Source organism: Micromonospora parathelypteridis, assembly GCF_014201145.1.
GTDB lineage: Bacteria > Actinomycetota > Actinomycetes > Mycobacteriales > Micromonosporaceae > Micromonospora > Micromonospora parathelypteridis.
In genome coordinates, this window is sequence record NZ_JACHDP010000001.1 from 5843432 (window position 1) to 5858400 (window position 14969).

Consider the following 14969-nt stretch of genomic DNA (forward strand, 5'->3'; position numbering starts at 1 on the left):
GGCGAACGACCGGCCAACGCCGCAGCGGCGCACTCCTCGGGCGTCGGTTGTGGCAGGGTCACGCGGAGTTGCGCCACTTGCGGCCGTGCCGGCCGATGAGCCGGTCGGCGTCGGTCGGGCCCCAGGAAGCGGCCTCGTAGGTGGGGATCGACGAGTTGTCCTTCTCCCAGTTGTCGATGATCGGGTCGACGATCCGCCAACACTGCTGCACCTCGTCGCTGCGGATGAACAGCGACGCGTCACCGATCAGCGCGTCCAGGAGCAGACGCTCGTACGCCTCCGGGGACTCCTCGAGGAACGTCTGGTCGTAGGAGAACTCCATCGTGGCGGTGCGGACCCGGAAGGAGTGGCCTGGCACTTTGGCACCGAAGCGCAGCGAGATGCCCTCGTTCGGCTGGATCCGCAGGATCAACGCGTCAGCATCGAGGCCGGTGAGCTGGTCGGTCGGGATCGGCAGGTGCGGCGGCCGCTGGAACTGCAGTGCCACCTCGGTGAGCCGGGCCGGCAGGCGCTTGCCGGTGCGTACGTAGAACGGCACCCCGGCCCAGCGCCAGTTGTCCACGTTGAGCCGCATAGCGGCGTAGGTCTCGGTCCGCGACAGGGGGTCGACGCCGGCCTCCTCGCGGTAGCCGGCCATCAGCTCCTCGCGGGTGCCGCCCCGGGTGTACTGTCCCCGGACCGCGGCCTCGGCGATGTCCCGGTCGGTGGGGAGCCGGATCGCCTGCAGCAGCTTCACCTTCTCGTTGCGCAGGCCCTCAGCCTCGAATGAGGCCGGTGGCTCCATCAGTGCCAGCGCGAGGACCTGGAGCACGTGGTTCTGCACGATGTCCCGCATCGCGCCAGCGTCCTCGTAGAAGCCGCCGCGGCTGCCGACGCCGAGGGTCTCGGCGACGGTGATCTGCACGTGGTCGACCCAGGAACGGTCCCAGATCGGCTGGAAGATCGAGTTGGCGAAGCGCAACGCCAGCACGTTCTGGACGGTGTCCTTGCCCAGATAGTGATCGATACGAAAGACCTGGTGCTCGTCGAACGCGCTGTGCACGACGCCGTCGAGCTCGCGGGCCGTGACCAGGTCGCGCCCGTACGGCTTCTCGATGACCAGGCGGGAGAAGGAGCCTTCGCGTGGCTGGTTGAGCCCGACGGCGGCCAGTCCGTTGATCACCGGCTCGAAGGCTCCGGCCGGGGTGGACAGGTAGAAGAGCCGGTTGCCGGACGTGCCCCGCTGCGCGTCCAGCTCGTCGAGGGTCTCCACGAGCCGCTTGTAGGTCTCCGGGTCGTCGTAGCCGCCGGCCACGTACCGCACGCCGCCCTGGAGCTGGCGCTTGCTGGCGAGGGTGCGGTCGCCGAGGGCGCTCTCGGCGAACTGCTCGTCGGTCATCGACGTGCGCGCGACGCCGACCAGCGCGAACTGGTCCGGGAGCCGCTCGTGCCGAGCCAGGCTCTCGACTGCGGGCAGCAGCTTACGCCGGGTCAGGTCACCGGAGGCACCGAAGATCACCAGCGTGGCCGGCGGGGCACTCCGCTCCTGGATGAGCTGAGATGCGTGGTCCATGGTCTGCGTTCCTCCGGGCACAAGGGGTGTGGGGTCGGGGGTGCCGTGCTGTCAATGCCAGGAATTGTGCGGCTATGGCGGTAGTGTCCGGGAGCCACGCGGCGTGGCCCGTTGGTCGCGGACCTTGAGCGTCGCATGCCGGGCTGGCGGGTGGGCGTCTCGGTGGCGATTCGGTACGGTCCGTCGGCGTACGAATGATCGTGGCTAGACAGCCCGCGGAGGTCGACGGGCTCGCCGACGGCGGCGACGGGACCGCCAGGGTGCGACAGAGCGAGCCCTGACCGGCGCTGGAGACGATGCCGGGGGCACCTACCGTCGAGCCCGACGGTGGGTGCCCCCGTATTCGGAGTGCAGATCAGCTCAACGAGCTGGTGCAGCATGCCTGGTTCCGCTCCCGACCAGTCAACCGGTCGACGGGCTCGTTCACCGGCTCAGGCGTACCAGGGGTTTCCGTTGTTGCAGTTGTACAGATTGCTGCCCGCGTACTCGCAGACGCTGACGGTGACCCACTTCTCCTCCGGGAAGATGTCGGCCGACATGGAGGAGCACTTGCCGTCGTTGGACTGGTCGTAGACGTAGTAGGTGTTTCCGGTCGGGATCCCTCGCGCCTCGGCGACGAGGCCACGCCCGTCCGTCTCGTTGTCGCAGACGGTGATCTTCTCGACGTTCGGGTAGCCGTTCAGGTCGCCGTCGAAGAACGCCCCGCTCTTGCTGAATCCGGACCCGCTGTAGGTGTAGATCCAGCGTCAGGCCCGGGCGAAACCGATGGCGCAGTTCAGTCGTTCGCTGGACCCCATGTACTCGCAGACCTCGACCTTGACCGGGGTTTCCTCAGCGATCATGTTGTAGGCCATGCTCGTGCAGGCACCGTCGTTCGACGGATCCTTGATCCAGTCGATGAGGCCGTCCCCGTTCCCGGTGATGCCGTCGAAGTAGAGCCGCCCGATGAGCCCTCGGCCATCACTCCTGTTGTCGCAGACGGTGATCTTCTCGACGTTCGGGTAGCCGTTCAGGTCGGCGTCGAAGAACACCCCGCCGCTCGCACCCACCGTGTAGAGCCAACCGAGGTTGCTGCTCGCCTGGACTGGCGCGGACGTGCCGAAGATGACCGCCGCCGCGCTGGCGGCGGCCAGGCCAAGTTTGAGGGACCGCTTCATGAGTACGTGTGCCTTCCCGTTGTACGGCTCGCGATTTGTGCTGGTCAGCAGACGCGCTGCTTTCGCCAAAGGGACACTGAGCTACCAGGCTTGACATTTCCTTACCATCCGGTCCTCAGCGGTCGAAGCGCTGGCCGTAAGCTGTCCATCGTGGAGTTTCGGCTGCTGGGATCGGTCCATCTGCTCAGCGCCAGCGGAGAACTCGTCCGGCTCAACCGGCGCATGGAACGCCTGGTACTGGCCGTGCTCTTGTTGGAGCCGGGCCGGGTGATCACCACCGACCGGCTGATCGACCTGCTCTGGCGCGAGGCACCCCCCGCGGCGGCCAGAACCACCTTGCAGACCTTGGTCTCGCGTATCCGGACCGCACTGCGGTCTGCCGGTGGCGACGACCAGCTGGTACGGCTGGTGGCCCACGGCCAGGGCTACCTGCTGCAGGTCCAGCCCGACACGGTGGACCTCCACCGGTTCCGCAGGCTTGTCGACGCTGCGCGCACGATTGACGACCCGGGGTTGCGCTCCGCCCGGCTCACGGCGGCGCTGGAGCTGTGGCGTGGGCCGGCACTGGCCGACGCTGCCGACGGCGACCTGCGGGAACAGTTATGTGGGGGCCTGGAAGAGTCGCGCTTCGCCGCCCTCTCCGACCGGATCGACGCCGACCTCGAGGCCGGCCGGCACTCGGAACTCATACCCGAGCTGTCCCGCCTGGCCCACGAGCACCCGATGCGTGAGCGGTTGTCCGGTCAACTCATGCTGGCGCTGCACCGAAGCGGTCGGCGCGCCGACGCGCTCGCCGCCTATCGGCGGACCCGCGAGATCCTCGTCGCCGAACTTGGCCTGGAACCCGGGTCGGAGCTGCGCGGCCTCGCCGCGTCCATCATCACGGACCGCGAGGGACCCGCGGTGGATGCCGACGAGGCCTCCGGAAACGCCGCGACCGCCGAGGCCCGCGCCGGGTCTGCGGCGAGGGTCGAGCACCCGGCCCGGTCGGTGGTACCTGCCCAGCTTCCGCCCGCTCTGGCTGGTTTCGTAGGACGCACGGCCTACCTGCGTGACTTGAGCGACCTGCTCGTTGAGCGGGCAGGCGGTCCCGCGGTCCCACCGTCCATGCCGATCTGCGTGATCGCTGGCACCGCTGGGATCGGCAAGACGGCGCTGGCCGTAACCTGGGCTCACCAGGTCCGCCACCGCTTTCCGGACGGGCAACTGCACGTGAACCTGCGGGGTTTCGACCCGAACGGTTCCTCGACGAGTCCCGGTGAGGCGCTACGCGGTTTCCTGGAGGCGCTGCACATACCGACTCGGCAGGTTCCGCCCGGCGTGGAGGCGCAAACAGGGCTGTACCGCAGCCTGCTCGCCGACAAACGGGTTCTGATCCTGCTGGACAACGCCCGCGACGCCGAGCAGGTGCGACCGTTGCTACCCGCCTCGCCGGGTTGCCTCGTCCTCGTGACCAGCCGGAACGTGTTGTCCGGCCTGGTCGCCACCGAAGGGGCGGTGCCGATGCGCCTGGATCTGCCGTCCGCCGCCGAGGCCAGCGAACTGCTGGCCCGCCGGGTCGGCGCCGAGCGGATCGCGGCCGGCAGCTCCGCGGTCGAGGACATCATCACCCGGTGCGCCCGACTCCCGCTGGCGCTGGCGATCGTCGCCGCCCGCGCAGCCACGAAACCCAGTCTGACGATCGAGGAACTGGCCACGGAGCTCAGCCAGTACGCCCACGACCTGGACGCCTTCGATGGCGAGGAGGCCATCACCCAACTCCGTACCGTCTTCTCCTGGTCCTACCGCACCCTGTCGGTCGGCGCCGCCCACCTGTTCCGACTGCTCGGGCTGCATCCTGGCCCCGATGTCAGCGTCTCCGCCGCCGCCGGTCTTGCCGGGGTCGACCCGCACCAGGTGCGCCCGCTGCTGGCCGAGCTGGTCCGCGTCCACCTCATCGCCGAGCATCCACCGGGCCGGTACGCGTTCCACGACCTGTTAGCCGCATATGCCGCGGAACTCGTGCACACCCACGACTGCGACGCCGATCGTCGCGACGCACGCCACCGGCTCCTCGACCATTACCTGCAGAGCGCCTACCGGGCCGCCCTGTTGCTGGAGCCCCGGCGGGACCCGATCGAACTCGCCACACCACTGGTCGAGGGACCCGCCGAAGACTTCGTCGACCCGGACCGGGCCATGGAGTGGTTCGCCGACGAACGTCCGGTGCTACTCGCGGCGATCCCACACGCGGCAAGCACCGGCTTCGACCGCCATGCCTGGCAACTCGCCTGGACGCTCAGCACCTTCTACAACAGGCAGGGCCGCTGGCCTGAACTGATCACCGCACTGGACGGGATACTGCGGCTGGCCGACCGGTCCGGGCAGGCACACATCCACCGTCTCCTCGGTCTCTCCCACGCCCACCTGGGCCACGACGATTCGGCCTGCACCCACCTGCAGCAGGCCCTCGACCTCACCAAAGCGGTGGGAGATCGCACCGGCCAGGCGAACGTCCATCACAATCTCACCTGGCTGTACGCCCGGGAGAAGCGCGACCGCGAGGCTCTCGTCCACGCCCGGCAGGCACTCGACCTCTACCAGGCCACCAACCACCGGGCCGGACAGGCCCGGATGCTCAACGCGGTCGCCTGGCTCCACGTCCGCATCGGGAACCACCAGGAGGCCGTCACCCATTGCCGCCACGCCCTCATCATGCTTGAGGAGATTGAGGACCGCCCAGGACAGGCCAACTCCTGGGACACCCTCGGCTACGCATTCCACCACCTCGGCCGCTACGAACAGGCCACCATCGCCTATCAACGGGCCCTGGACCTGTTCCGGCTCGACGGCGACCGGTTTCACGAGGCCGACACCCTCGCCCACCTCGGCGAAACCCAGTGTGTCACCGGCGCCACCGAGAAAGCGCGCCGCACCTGGCAACGTGCGCTGCGAATCTTCCACGAGATCGGGCACGCCGACGCCGGCCAACTTCAAGCCAAGCTTGCCCAGCTCGATCGAGATCCGACGTCGCTTCCCAAGCCGGGGCTGTCCCGCTGAAGATCGCCCCAACTCATCCGCAGGCCCAAGCGATTTCTGACACGCGGCCCAGGGCGACTCCGGCGGTCCGATGTTCCGACGCGACGCGGTCGGTCGTTGACGACCCGCGAGGCGTACCGGACCGGCTGGCTGGGTAACACCGGCGGCCATGAGCACGAGTACCGCTGCCCCCACCACGCCCGTGACCGCCGCCCGGCTGGGCACGGTCGCGGTGGTCGCCCACCGCCGCAAGAGCCTCGGTGGCGGCCTCGACGAGCTGCGGGCGACCCTCGCCGGCACCGGCATCGACGACCTGCTCTGGTACGAGGTGCCGAAGAGTCGCAAGGCGCCGAAGAAGGTCCGCAAGGCGCTGAAGAAGGGCGCCGAGCTGGTCTTCGTGTGGGGTGGGGACGGCATGGTGCAGCGTTGCGCGGACACCCTGGCCGCCACGGGGACCCCGATGGCGATCCTGCCGGCCGGCACCGCGAACCTCTTCGCCGCCAACCTCGGCATCCCCGAGGACCTGGCGGAGGCGGTGCGGATCGGCCTGCACGGCCGGCGACGCCGGCTGGACCTGGGCCGGCTCAACGGCGAGCACTTCGCGGTGATGGCCGGGGCCGGGTTCGACGGTGACCTGATCCGCGAGGCGGACCGGGACCTCAAGGGCCGGCTCGGCCGGCTGGCGTACGTCTGGACGGGGCTGCGGCACGTCCGGGGCGAGCTGGTGGACACCCGTATCCGGGTGGACGGGGTCACCTGGTTCGACGGCGAGGCGAGCTGTGTGCTCTTCGGCAACGTCGGCACGATCACCGGCGGCATCCCCGCCTTCGACGACGCCCGACCCGACGACGGCTGCCTGGAGGTGGGCGTTTCGACCGCCAGCGGGGCGATCGACTGGGCCCGGACCCTCGGCCGGATGGCCGCCGGCCGGTCGACGGACTCGCCCTTCGTCCGGATCACCCGGGGCCGCCGGATGACGGTCCGCTTCGCCGCGCCGCGGACGTACGAGCTCGACGGCGGGGCGCGTACGGCGGTTCGGAAGCTCAAGGTGCGCTCGGTGCCCGGCGCGCTCACCGTCTGCTGCCCCGAGCACTCCGCCTGACCGGTGGCACCCTCGTCGGCCGTCAGGCTCTTCAGTCATCGGGTGCGTCTTTCCTATGGGCAGCGCGGCGACGTGGTACGACTGCTCTAGCGACAAGCCGACGAAGCGGACGGGCCGGGTGACGAGGAACAGAGTGGCCAATCTGCTGCGCAGGCGTGAGAGTCCGCAGCGGCCGACTTTCCTGGAACTGTTCTTCGATCTCGTGTTCGTCTTCGCGCTCACCCGGGTCGTGCACGAGTTGGTGTTGGACTACACCAGGGGTCACGTCGCGGATAGGTTGACCACCTCCCTTGCGGAGAACGGCGAGACGCTGCTGCTGCTCCTGGCGGTCTGGTGGATCTGGACCCAGACGGCATGGATGACCAGCAGATTCGATCCGTTCCAGCCGGCAGTCCAGTTCGTGGTCATCACGACGATGTATGGGAGCCTGCTCCTGGCGGTCGCGATCTCGGGGGCTCTCGCCGAGACCGGCCTGCTCTTCGCGAGCACCTATGTCGCGATTCAGGTGGGCCGCAGCCTCTTCTTCGTGGTCATTGTGCGGGGTCACGACCTGCGCCGCGTCAACATGCTGGCGCTCGTCTGGTTCGGTGTGTCGGCCGTTCCGTGGCTCGCCGGAGCCTTCGCACCCGAGTTGACGCGCAATTCGCTCTGGACGGTGGCTCTGGCGATCGACTACCTGGGGGGCAGACTCGGCTGGCCGGTACCGGGGCTGGGTCGCGCGAAGATGTCCCCGTGGGCCGTCGCGGGCGAGCACTTGGCCGAACGTTACTGGCAGCTCGTCATCGTCGCGCTTGGTGAGACGATCCTGACTTCCGGGTCGAGTCTTCTCCGCGGTCCGATCGTGGCGCAACGAACGTTGGCCCTTACCGTGTCGTTCCTCATCACGGTGTTGCTGTGGCGGATCTACTTCTACCGAGCCGGCCAAATCTTGGGAGAGGCCATCACGGCATCCGCCGACCCTGGCCGGCTCGGCCGGTTGGCCGAGTTCTCGCACCTGCTCATGGTGGTCGGCATCCTCGCCAGCTCAGCCGGCTCTGAACTCGTTCTCATAGATCCACTCGGCGACGCCAAACGTGCTTGGGTCGGGGCCATTCTCGGCGGGCCTGCGCTCTTCCTCGCCGGTCGCTCCGTATTCGAGTACGTGGCCTTCGCCCGGGTGTCCCGGCCACGGCCGATCGGGATCCTCGTCCTCGCGGCCATGGCACCGATCATGGTCGGCCTGCCGCCCCTCGGAGTCGCTGCAGCAGCTGTCGTGGTCCTGCTCGGCGTCGCCATCTCGGACACGATCCGAGCCCACGGACGCCCACTAGAGCAGGCCTCGCCGCCACACTGACGCGCGTACCGCGCACCCCAGCAAAGACGCGATGCGCGCGTGATACCGGCGCCGACGAGCGCGTCTTCTTCGGCAAGCCCGAACTCGACCCGCTGTCCCGGGTCGTACCGACCTGGTTCAATCCGCAGGACAAGCGGGCGCGACAGGGGGAGGACCAATGGGAAGCTGGGGCAGCGGCAACTTCGACAACGACACCGCGGCCGACCATCTGGGGATCTTGACCGCTGGCGTTCCTGGGGCGCGGCGCGCGCCCAGTACGCCGCCGTGCGGGCACCCCGCACCCTGATCTACGGCGAACGCGACTGGTCTCGACCGTCGGAACGGACGCGTACCGCGAAGGCTCTCGGCGAGAAGCCGGTCGTCGTGCCCGACGCCGGCCACTTCACCATCCTGGAGCAGCCCGGACGGATGGCCGAGATCATCGCTTGAGCCGCTGACGCGGTTGCGTGGCGGCTGCGGCTCCGTCACGACGCCACGTGGTCGTGCTGGCTCTCCAGGCTCAGGTGGTTGCGTTCGCCCTCGTGGTCGAGGATGCAGAGGATCTCGGCCGGGCCGCCGTGCGCGCCGAATGCGTGCGGAACCATGGTGGAGAACTCGGCTGCCTCGTTCGTCCCGACCAGGATCGTCCGCTCGCCGAGGCGCAGCACGATCGTGCCGGAGAGCACGATGAGCCAGTCGCGCCCCGGGTGCACACGCAGCTCCTGCGGCGCCTCGCGGGTCACCCGCATCTTGGCGACCGTCTGCCTGCTGTCGCGGGACAGCAGCCAGGTGGTGATGCCGCGCTCCTCGTTGCTGTGTGGGCGGATCACCACGTCGTCGTCGGCATCAGACTCCACCAGCTGGTCGAGGGTGGTGCCCAGGGCGCGGGCGATCGGCGCCATGTGGTCCAGGGCGATCCGCCGGTGGCCGGTCTCGATCCGGCTGAGGGTGGACGGGCTGAGCAGGCAGCGGTTGGCCAGCTCGTCCAGTGACCAGCCGCGGGCCACCCGCAGGCCACGGATCCGCTGCCGAACCAGGGCCTCCAGGTCATTGTCTTGCTTCATACGCAAGATGATATGTCGGAGGAGCAATCGGGGGCTATGGTCGACGCATGGCACACGACCACCTGATCGAGCTGCTCGACCTGGACGTCGAGGTTCTGCACGCATACCACCGCGACCTGATCGGCTGGGTCGGCCGCGAGGCCGCCGACTCCCCCCGCATCGTCGACCTCGGCGCCGGCAGTGGCACCGGGTCCCTCGCGCTCGCCCGGGACCTGCCCGGATCCCAGATCACCGCGGTCGACGTGTCCCCGGAGATGCTGGCTCACCTGCGTGGTCGGGCCGACGCTGCCCGGGTGGGCGATCGGATCTGTACCATCGAAGCCGATCTTGATCGGTCCTGGCCCGACCTCGGACCGGTCGACGTGGTCTGGGCCGCCTCCGCGATGCACCACATGGCCGACCCCGGGCAGGCGCTCGCCTCGGCGTTCGACGCGCTGCGGCCGGACGGGCTGCTGGTGATCGCCGAGTTGGACTCGTTCCCGCGCTTCCTCGTCGGCACCGAGCATGAGGATGTGGAGCAGCGCGCTCACGCCGAGATGGCGAAACGCCGGCAGGAGGCGGGCCTGCACATGCACGAGAACTGGGGCGACCGGATCACCCACGCCGGCTTCACCGGGGTGACCGAGCGGCACTTTGCCATCGACCTGCGGCCGCCGTTGCCGCCGGCCACCGAGCGGTATGCCGAGGTCTCGATACGTCGGATGCGCCACGGCTTGGACGGGCGCCTGTCATCATCCGATCTCACCGCGCTGGAGAAGGCTGCCGCCGGCCTGGCCGGCCGCGACGACCTCAGCGTCCGCACCGAGCGGACGGTCTGGCTGGCCCGCCGTTAACGCCTGACGAGTGCGGGGGCACCGCCGGCCGGCGGTGGACGGTTGGGTCAGGAGCCGGCGCCAGTCGGGTTGAGGAAGACGAATCGGATCGCCGGGTTACGCGCGGTGAGCCGCCGTCTGGCCTCGTCTGCCACGTCCTCGATGTCAGCGGCCCTGACGTGGTCGGCAAAGTTGATCTTCGCGACAACGAGAATGTCGTCGGGACCGAGCTGCAGGGTCAGCAGCTCCACGATGCCTTGCACGTATGGCAGGGCGGTCAGTTCCCGGCGAATCTCGTCCTGAACTGGCTCCCTTGCTGACCGGCCGACGAGCAGAGCGAGATTGTTGCGAGCCAGAATGGTGGCCACCACGAGGAGCAGTACACCGATGGCGACCGATGCGATGCCATCCCAGACCGGGTCCCCGGTCACCTCGGCGAGCCCCAGGCCTGCGCCGGCCATGCCCAGGCCGATCAGGGCGGCGCTGTCCTCCAGGAACACCGCCTTGATGGCGGTGTTGGGCGTGCGCCGCAGGACCCTGGCTGGACTGATGCCCCAGCGCTTGGCCCGGCGCCGTACCTGACGCACCGTCCGCAGCAGGGACACCGACTCCAGGACGAAGGAGACGGCCAGCACCGCGTACGAGACGGTGTAATCTCCGGTCTCTTTGGTCGATGCGATGACGTGCACGCCGTGGGTGATGGAGAAGCCGGCGCCGCTGACGAAGGTGAAGACGGCGGCGAGGAGGGCCCAGATGTAGCTCTCCCGACCGTAGCCGAAAGGGCGCGCCGGGTCGGCCCGGCGGCCGCCGCGACGCAGCGCCACGAACAGCAGCACCTCGGTCGTGGTGTCGGCGAACGAATGCGCGGCTTCCGACAGCACGGCGGCCGAACCTGAGAGCAGACCCGCAACCACCTTGGCCGCAGCGACGGCGACGTTGACGAGACCAGCCACGATCACCGTGCGGACGCTCTGCGACTGCCCGTCCGATTCGGTCATGATGCCAGGTTATGGGCCGGGTGTCGGCTAGGCGGACAAACCGACAGGCACACGCGGTACGCGGGGGGTCGCCGAGTCGCACCGGGAGTTCCACGTCGCGCTGGTGGCGCTCGCCGCTAGCCGGCAACTGTCCGCTGTGTACGGCGCGATCCTGGTGAGGTTGCAGCTCGACATGGTGATCTTTTGGGACTCCGACCGGCCCGACGGCTGAGCGGCATTGATTCTTAACTCCGATGTCACCTCCCGAACCCTCAGGCGACGTGGCGGTGTCTGCCCGCAGGAGTTTGCTGTCAGCTATCGCACATACCCTGACCAGGAGCTGATTCGCGTGCCTTCCTCCCGTCGTACCTTCCTCGCGGGCGGCGCCGCCGCCGGCGTGGGCCTTGCCGTCGCCGGTGGGCTGCCGTCCCTCGCGCAGGCCAGCCCTGGCCGGCCACACTCGCCGGTCAAGGGCGGTCCCGTGCCCTTCCCGCCGCTCGTGGACGACCCCAAGGGGATCCTGGCCCTGCCGGAAGGCTTCAGCTACACGGTGGTGACCCGGACCGGCGTCACCCGACTCGACCGCGGCCAGGGCGTGACGCCGGCGGACCACGACGGCATGGCCGTCTACGACGCCGGCCAGGGCCGTTACACCCTGATCCAGAACCACGAGATCGACCCGGGCGCCGAGTTCGGCGTACCGCACGTCAAGGGCACGGTGTACGACGCGGGCGCCGTTGACGCCGGCGGCTGCACCGTGATCAAGACCGACCGCGCGGGCCGTAACCTGGGTGAGTTCGTCGCCCTGTCCGGCACCATCTCCAACTGCGCCGGCGGGCCGACCCCCTGGGGCACCTGGCTCACCTGCGAGGAGACCGAGGACCGCGCCGGCGACGAGTGGGAAGAGGGCGACCGGTCCGGCGTCTACCAGAAGGACCACGGGTACGTCTTCGAGGTCTGGGCCGACGGCAGCGCGGACCCGAAGCCGATCAAGTGCCTGGGCCGCTACTCCCACGAGGCCCTGGCGGTCGACAAGGACCGCACCAACATCTACCTCTCCGAAGACGCCGATGGGCCCAACGGCCTCTTCTACCGCTGGTCAGCGCCACGGGGCGTCAAGCTCGGCCCCGGCGTACTCACCCGCCTCGCACCGAACGCCGGCGTCCTCGCCGCAATGCAGATCATCATGGACGACGGCTCGGTGCTGCCGGACGTCGCCTACCTGACCTCCGCCCAGTTGGGCCGCCCCTTCCCGGTACGGTGGATCGAGGTGCCGGACCGCGACGCGCGGCACAAGTCCGTGCGCGAGCAGTTCGCCGACGGACAGGTCACCCGGGGACGCAAGTTCGAAGGTGTGTGGAGCACCGACGAGGGCGTGTACGTGGTCAACTCCTACGCCTGGGAAGACGGTGACCTGCCGGCCGACGCCGCGCCGCACGACGGGATGGTCTGGTTCTACAACTTCAGGAACCAGACCATCCAGCTGGTGACGTACTTCCCGCACCAGACGGCGTCGGAGGAGGGCACGCCGGTCAAGTACAACGACCTCACCTTCGACGGCCCGGACAACGTATCCGTCACCCCGTGGGGCAGCCTGGTGCTCGCCGAGGACGGCACCGGGGCCTCCCACGTGCTCAGTGCGACTCCGGGCGGGCCGACGTACGCGATCGCCCGCAACCAGCTCAACGATTCGGAGTTCTGCGGGCCGACCTTCACCGCCGACGGCAGGGTCCTCTTCGTCAACATGCAGGACCCGGGCCTCACCCTGGCGATCACCGGCCCGTGGGAGAAGTACCTGGGCTGACGGAGTCAGACCGACCGGTGGGGATCAGGTGATCGGCCTGGTCCCCACCGGCTACCCGGACGCGGTTGCCCGCACGCCGAGCACCAACGGACCCGCCCGTTCGTCGGACCTGGCGGTGAATCCGGTTGACCGGCGGTCGGCCCCGGGATCGTCGAGAATGGTAGGGGTGGCGCCCGCCTTCGTCCTGCACCAGCATCGCAAACCACGACCGCACTTCGACCTGCGGCTCGAAGAGGACGGTGTGCTGCGCTCGTGGGCGGTTCCTCGTGGCCTGCCAGACAGCCCCGGCGACAATCGGCTCGCGATCGCGGTGCCTGATCACCACCTTGATCACCTCACGTACGAGGATGCCGACAAGTCGATTGCCGACATTGGCAGGTGGGAGGAGCACGACCGCACCGACCGCCGGATGCTGTTCACGCTGCACGGCCGCACCGGCTCCAGCCGATACGCGCTCATCCGCACCAGCGAGGGGTGGCTGCTCCACCTGACGAAAGAGCAGCCCTCAGAGGGGCGTGGCTGAATCGCCCGCGAGCGCACCGTTTCTCTGGCTGCCGGCCGAGCCGGAACCGGCCAGCTCAAGCCCGCAGTGTCACGACGATTCCGGTTCAGCCACTGAGATCCCCCGAGGCCGCCGGGCTCGTGGTGCGCGGCGTGCCCGCCCGTAGAGCGCCTCAACGGATGTCCAGGAAGTTTCGCCAGTGCGTTGGGCCTACGGAGCCGAGTCAGCCGCGGGCGGTGGGCGCGGCAACGATGGGGCCGTTGACCTCCCGTAGCCGGGAGAAGAACGCCGAAAGTAGGAAGACCGCGAAAATCAACAGGTTGAGGATCCACCGGGGATCGTCGACATGCAGCGCTGCGGTGAACTGATCCTTCTCCGCCGCGGTCAACACCGCCGTGGACCGCTCTGCCGCGGCGAAGTCCAGGCGGTCGGGGGCGAACACGAGGTAGGTCCAGATCCGGTGGACGAAATAGAGCGCGGCCGCGGTGACGAAGAGGATCCGGCGGGTGCCGGGACGCCATCCGAGGACCAGCAGAACCGGGATGATGACGAGTTCGGTGGGGACGTTCGCCGCGATCGCGATGGGAATGCTAGGCAGGAACATCGTCACCATCGTCTCCCCGGTGATCGAGGAGCTATCCAGCGCGGTTCCCAGCATCATCAGCCCGATGGCGCCGCCGAACGCGAACAGTGCCATGGTTACGCAGCCCAGCGCGACGAGGCCGTCCTCCGCCCAGGCGCTCAGCGCCGGTCTGCGGCTGATCCAGCGCGCGGCGAGCCAGATGAGGACCGCCCATCCGGCTCCGATCAGCAGTGCGATCGGCAGTGGGACGAACTCCATCAGGGACAGACCTTGCACCACGACCGTAAATGCCGCGACGAGGGCGAACGACGCGATCCAATCAATACGCTGCTTCATGCCCCCGGACGCTAGGAGGGACCGCCAGGTAAGGCATCTGCCGAACGGTCTACCGGCGGTTTAAAAGTGGGTTTAGTCGAGCAGACCGGCCTCGCGGGCGTGCGCAACGGCCTGCAGACGGCTCGCCGCCTCGAGCTTGCGGAAGATGTGGTTGAGGTGCGCCTTCACCGTGCCGGGCGCGACGAAAAGCATCTTGGCGATCTCCGCGTTCGTGTGGCCGGCTGCCAGGTGGTGCAGCACCTCCAGTTCGCGCGAGCTGAGCGTCTCGGCGGGCTTGCGCTGCACGGCGACCGGCGGCGGACCCTGGGCGGCGACGAGTACGGGCAGATCTGCCGGTGCCGCGTAGGCCCGAGACGGGGCCGCAGGGACCCAGCGGACGGCCAGCACCGCAATCGCCAGCACGAACGCGCCGAAAATCGGGATCACCCACCATTGTCCGCTGCCGTGCTCCACCATCGCGAACGACAGCCCAACGATGACGATCGCCCAGACGAAACAGCCGACCAGCACGGCGGCGATGGACAGGCGCCTGCGGATGGACGGTAATCGGAGCCAGGCGGTGACGCGCATCGGCAACTCCCCGAGGTCAGGAACCGCGTCGAGCCTAACCTGGGAACTCCTGCTTCTCGACGTGCTCCACCTTGAGGTTGCGGTGGCCGGCCACAGCTACCGATCTGCCACGGATCAGAACCTCAGGTCAGGCCCGGGGCGCCTTACGATGCGTCAAGATCAGGTGCGTGCTCATGCCGC

The 14969-nt window shown here is 68.8% G+C and carries 14 protein-coding genes; 8 read left to right on the forward strand and 6 right to left on the reverse strand.

Going from position 1 to position 14969, the window contains the following annotated elements:
• Positions 1 to 58: 58 nt before the first annotated feature.
• Positions 59 to 1552: a glucose-6-phosphate dehydrogenase gene (gene zwf / locus HNR20_RS26455; RefSeq protein WP_184185086.1), complete on the reverse strand. Its 1494-nt coding sequence runs from the start codon at positions 1550 to 1552 to the stop codon at positions 59 to 61.
• A 746-nt stretch (positions 1553 to 2298) separates the two neighbouring features.
• The gene (locus HNR20_RS26460) at positions 2299 to 2709 is read right to left on the reverse strand and encodes a hypothetical protein (RefSeq protein WP_184185087.1); all 411 of its coding nucleotides are present in this window, start codon (positions 2707 to 2709) and stop codon (positions 2299 to 2301) included.
• Between the two features lie 150 nt (positions 2710 to 2859).
• On the opposite strand from HNR20_RS26460, the gene HNR20_RS26465 reads away from it, so the two are divergent.
• The 5 genes from HNR20_RS26465 (at position 2860) to HNR20_RS26485 (ending at position 8591) form a co-directional block, all read left to right on the forward strand.
• Positions 2860 to 5748: an AfsR/SARP family transcriptional regulator gene (locus HNR20_RS26465; protein ID WP_184185089.1), complete on the forward strand. Its 2889-nt coding sequence runs from the start codon at positions 2860 to 2862 to the stop codon at positions 5746 to 5748.
• 148 nt (positions 5749 to 5896) lie between these two features.
• The gene (locus HNR20_RS26470) at positions 5897 to 6829 is read left to right on the forward strand and encodes a diacylglycerol/lipid kinase family protein (protein ID WP_184185091.1); all 933 of its coding nucleotides are present in this window, start codon (positions 5897 to 5899) and stop codon (positions 6827 to 6829) included.
• 133 nt (positions 6830 to 6962) lie between these two features.
• Entirely contained in the window at positions 6963 to 8162 is a 1200-nt protein-coding gene (locus HNR20_RS26475) for a low temperature requirement protein A (protein WP_311736884.1), read from the forward strand.
• A gap of 157 nt (positions 8163 to 8319) precedes the next feature.
• Positions 8320 to 8448: a DUF4259 domain-containing protein gene (locus HNR20_RS33010; protein ID WP_184185093.1), complete on the forward strand. Its 129-nt coding sequence runs from the start codon at positions 8320 to 8322 to the stop codon at positions 8446 to 8448.
• Positions 8427 to 8591: an alpha/beta fold hydrolase gene (locus tag HNR20_RS26485; RefSeq protein WP_184185095.1), complete on the forward strand. Its 165-nt coding sequence runs from the start codon at positions 8427 to 8429 to the stop codon at positions 8589 to 8591. Before HNR20_RS33010 ends, HNR20_RS26485 begins: the two co-directional genes overlap by 22 nt.
• A 35-nt stretch (positions 8592 to 8626) precedes the next feature.
• On the opposite strand, the gene HNR20_RS26490 is transcribed toward HNR20_RS26485, so the two are convergent.
• Entirely contained in the window at positions 8627 to 9205 is a 579-nt protein-coding gene (locus HNR20_RS26490; protein WP_184185097.1) for an XRE family transcriptional regulator, read from the reverse strand.
• Positions 9206 to 9252: 47 nt separating this feature from the next.
• Here HNR20_RS26490 and HNR20_RS26495 point away from each other — a divergent pair, with 47 nt between their 5' ends.
• Positions 9253 to 10038: a class I SAM-dependent methyltransferase gene (locus tag HNR20_RS26495; protein ID WP_184185099.1), complete on the forward strand. Its 786-nt coding sequence runs from the start codon at positions 9253 to 9255 to the stop codon at positions 10036 to 10038.
• 47 nt (positions 10039 to 10085) lie between these two features.
• Here HNR20_RS26495 and HNR20_RS26500 read toward each other — a convergent pair whose 3' ends face one another.
• On the reverse strand, positions 10086 to 11015 hold the full coding sequence (locus HNR20_RS26500) for a cation diffusion facilitator family transporter (protein ID WP_184185101.1): 930 nt from the start codon (positions 11013 to 11015) through the stop codon (positions 10086 to 10088).
• A gap of 328 nt (positions 11016 to 11343) precedes the next feature.
• Here HNR20_RS26500 and HNR20_RS26505 point away from each other — a divergent pair, with 328 nt between their 5' ends.
• Both HNR20_RS26505 and HNR20_RS26510 read left to right on the forward strand, forming a co-directional pair.
• Complete coding sequence (locus HNR20_RS26505; RefSeq protein WP_184185103.1) at positions 11344 to 12798, forward strand: alkaline phosphatase PhoX; 1455 nt, start codon at positions 11344 to 11346, stop codon at positions 12796 to 12798.
• A gap of 28 nt (positions 12799 to 12826) precedes the next feature.
• Positions 12827 to 13321 carry a DNA polymerase ligase N-terminal domain-containing protein gene (locus tag HNR20_RS26510; RefSeq protein WP_229687302.1) on the forward strand — a complete coding sequence of 165 codons (495 nt, stop codon included), beginning with the start codon at positions 12827 to 12829 and terminating at the stop codon, positions 13319 to 13321.
• 202 nt (positions 13322 to 13523) lie between these two features.
• On the opposite strand, the gene HNR20_RS26515 is transcribed toward HNR20_RS26510, so the two are convergent.
• A complete protein-coding gene (locus HNR20_RS26515; protein ID WP_184185105.1) occupies positions 13524 to 14219 on the reverse strand; it encodes a hypothetical protein in 696 nt (231 codons plus the stop codon).
• 72 nt (positions 14220 to 14291) lie between these two features.
• The gene (locus HNR20_RS26520; RefSeq protein WP_184185107.1) at positions 14292 to 14789 is read right to left on the reverse strand and encodes a helix-turn-helix transcriptional regulator; all 498 of its coding nucleotides are present in this window, start codon (positions 14787 to 14789) and stop codon (positions 14292 to 14294) included.
• Between the last annotated feature and the right edge of the window lie 180 nt (positions 14790 to 14969).

Excerpts from the sequence above, each read along its gene's own strand:
- zwf (WP_184185086.1), bottom strand. The coding sequence starts at position 1,552 with ATGGACCACGCATCTCAGCTCATCCAGGAGCGGAGTGCCCCGCCGGCC.
- HNR20_RS26460 (WP_184185087.1), bottom strand. The coding sequence starts at position 2,709 with ATGAAGCGGTCCCTCAAACTTGGCCTGGCCGCCGCCAGCGCGGCGGCG.
- HNR20_RS26470 (WP_184185091.1), top strand. The coding sequence starts at position 5,897 with ATGAGCACGAGTACCGCTGCCCCCACCACGCCCGTGACCGCCGCCCGG.
- HNR20_RS33010 (WP_184185093.1), top strand. The coding sequence starts at position 8,320 with ATGGGAAGCTGGGGCAGCGGCAACTTCGACAACGACACCGCGGCCGAC.
- HNR20_RS26490 (WP_184185097.1), bottom strand. The coding sequence starts at position 9,205 with ATGAAGCAAGACAATGACCTGGAGGCCCTGGTTCGGCAGCGGATCCGT.
- HNR20_RS26495 (WP_184185099.1), top strand. The coding sequence starts at position 9,253 with ATGGCACACGACCACCTGATCGAGCTGCTCGACCTGGACGTCGAGGTT.
- HNR20_RS26500 (WP_184185101.1), bottom strand. The coding sequence starts at position 11,015 with ATGACCGAATCGGACGGGCAGTCGCAGAGCGTCCGCACGGTGATCGTG.
- HNR20_RS26515 (WP_184185105.1), bottom strand. The coding sequence starts at position 14,219 with ATGAAGCAGCGTATTGATTGGATCGCGTCGTTCGCCCTCGTCGCGGCA.
- HNR20_RS26520 (WP_184185107.1), bottom strand. The coding sequence starts at position 14,789 with ATGCGCGTCACCGCCTGGCTCCGATTACCGTCCATCCGCAGGCGCCTG.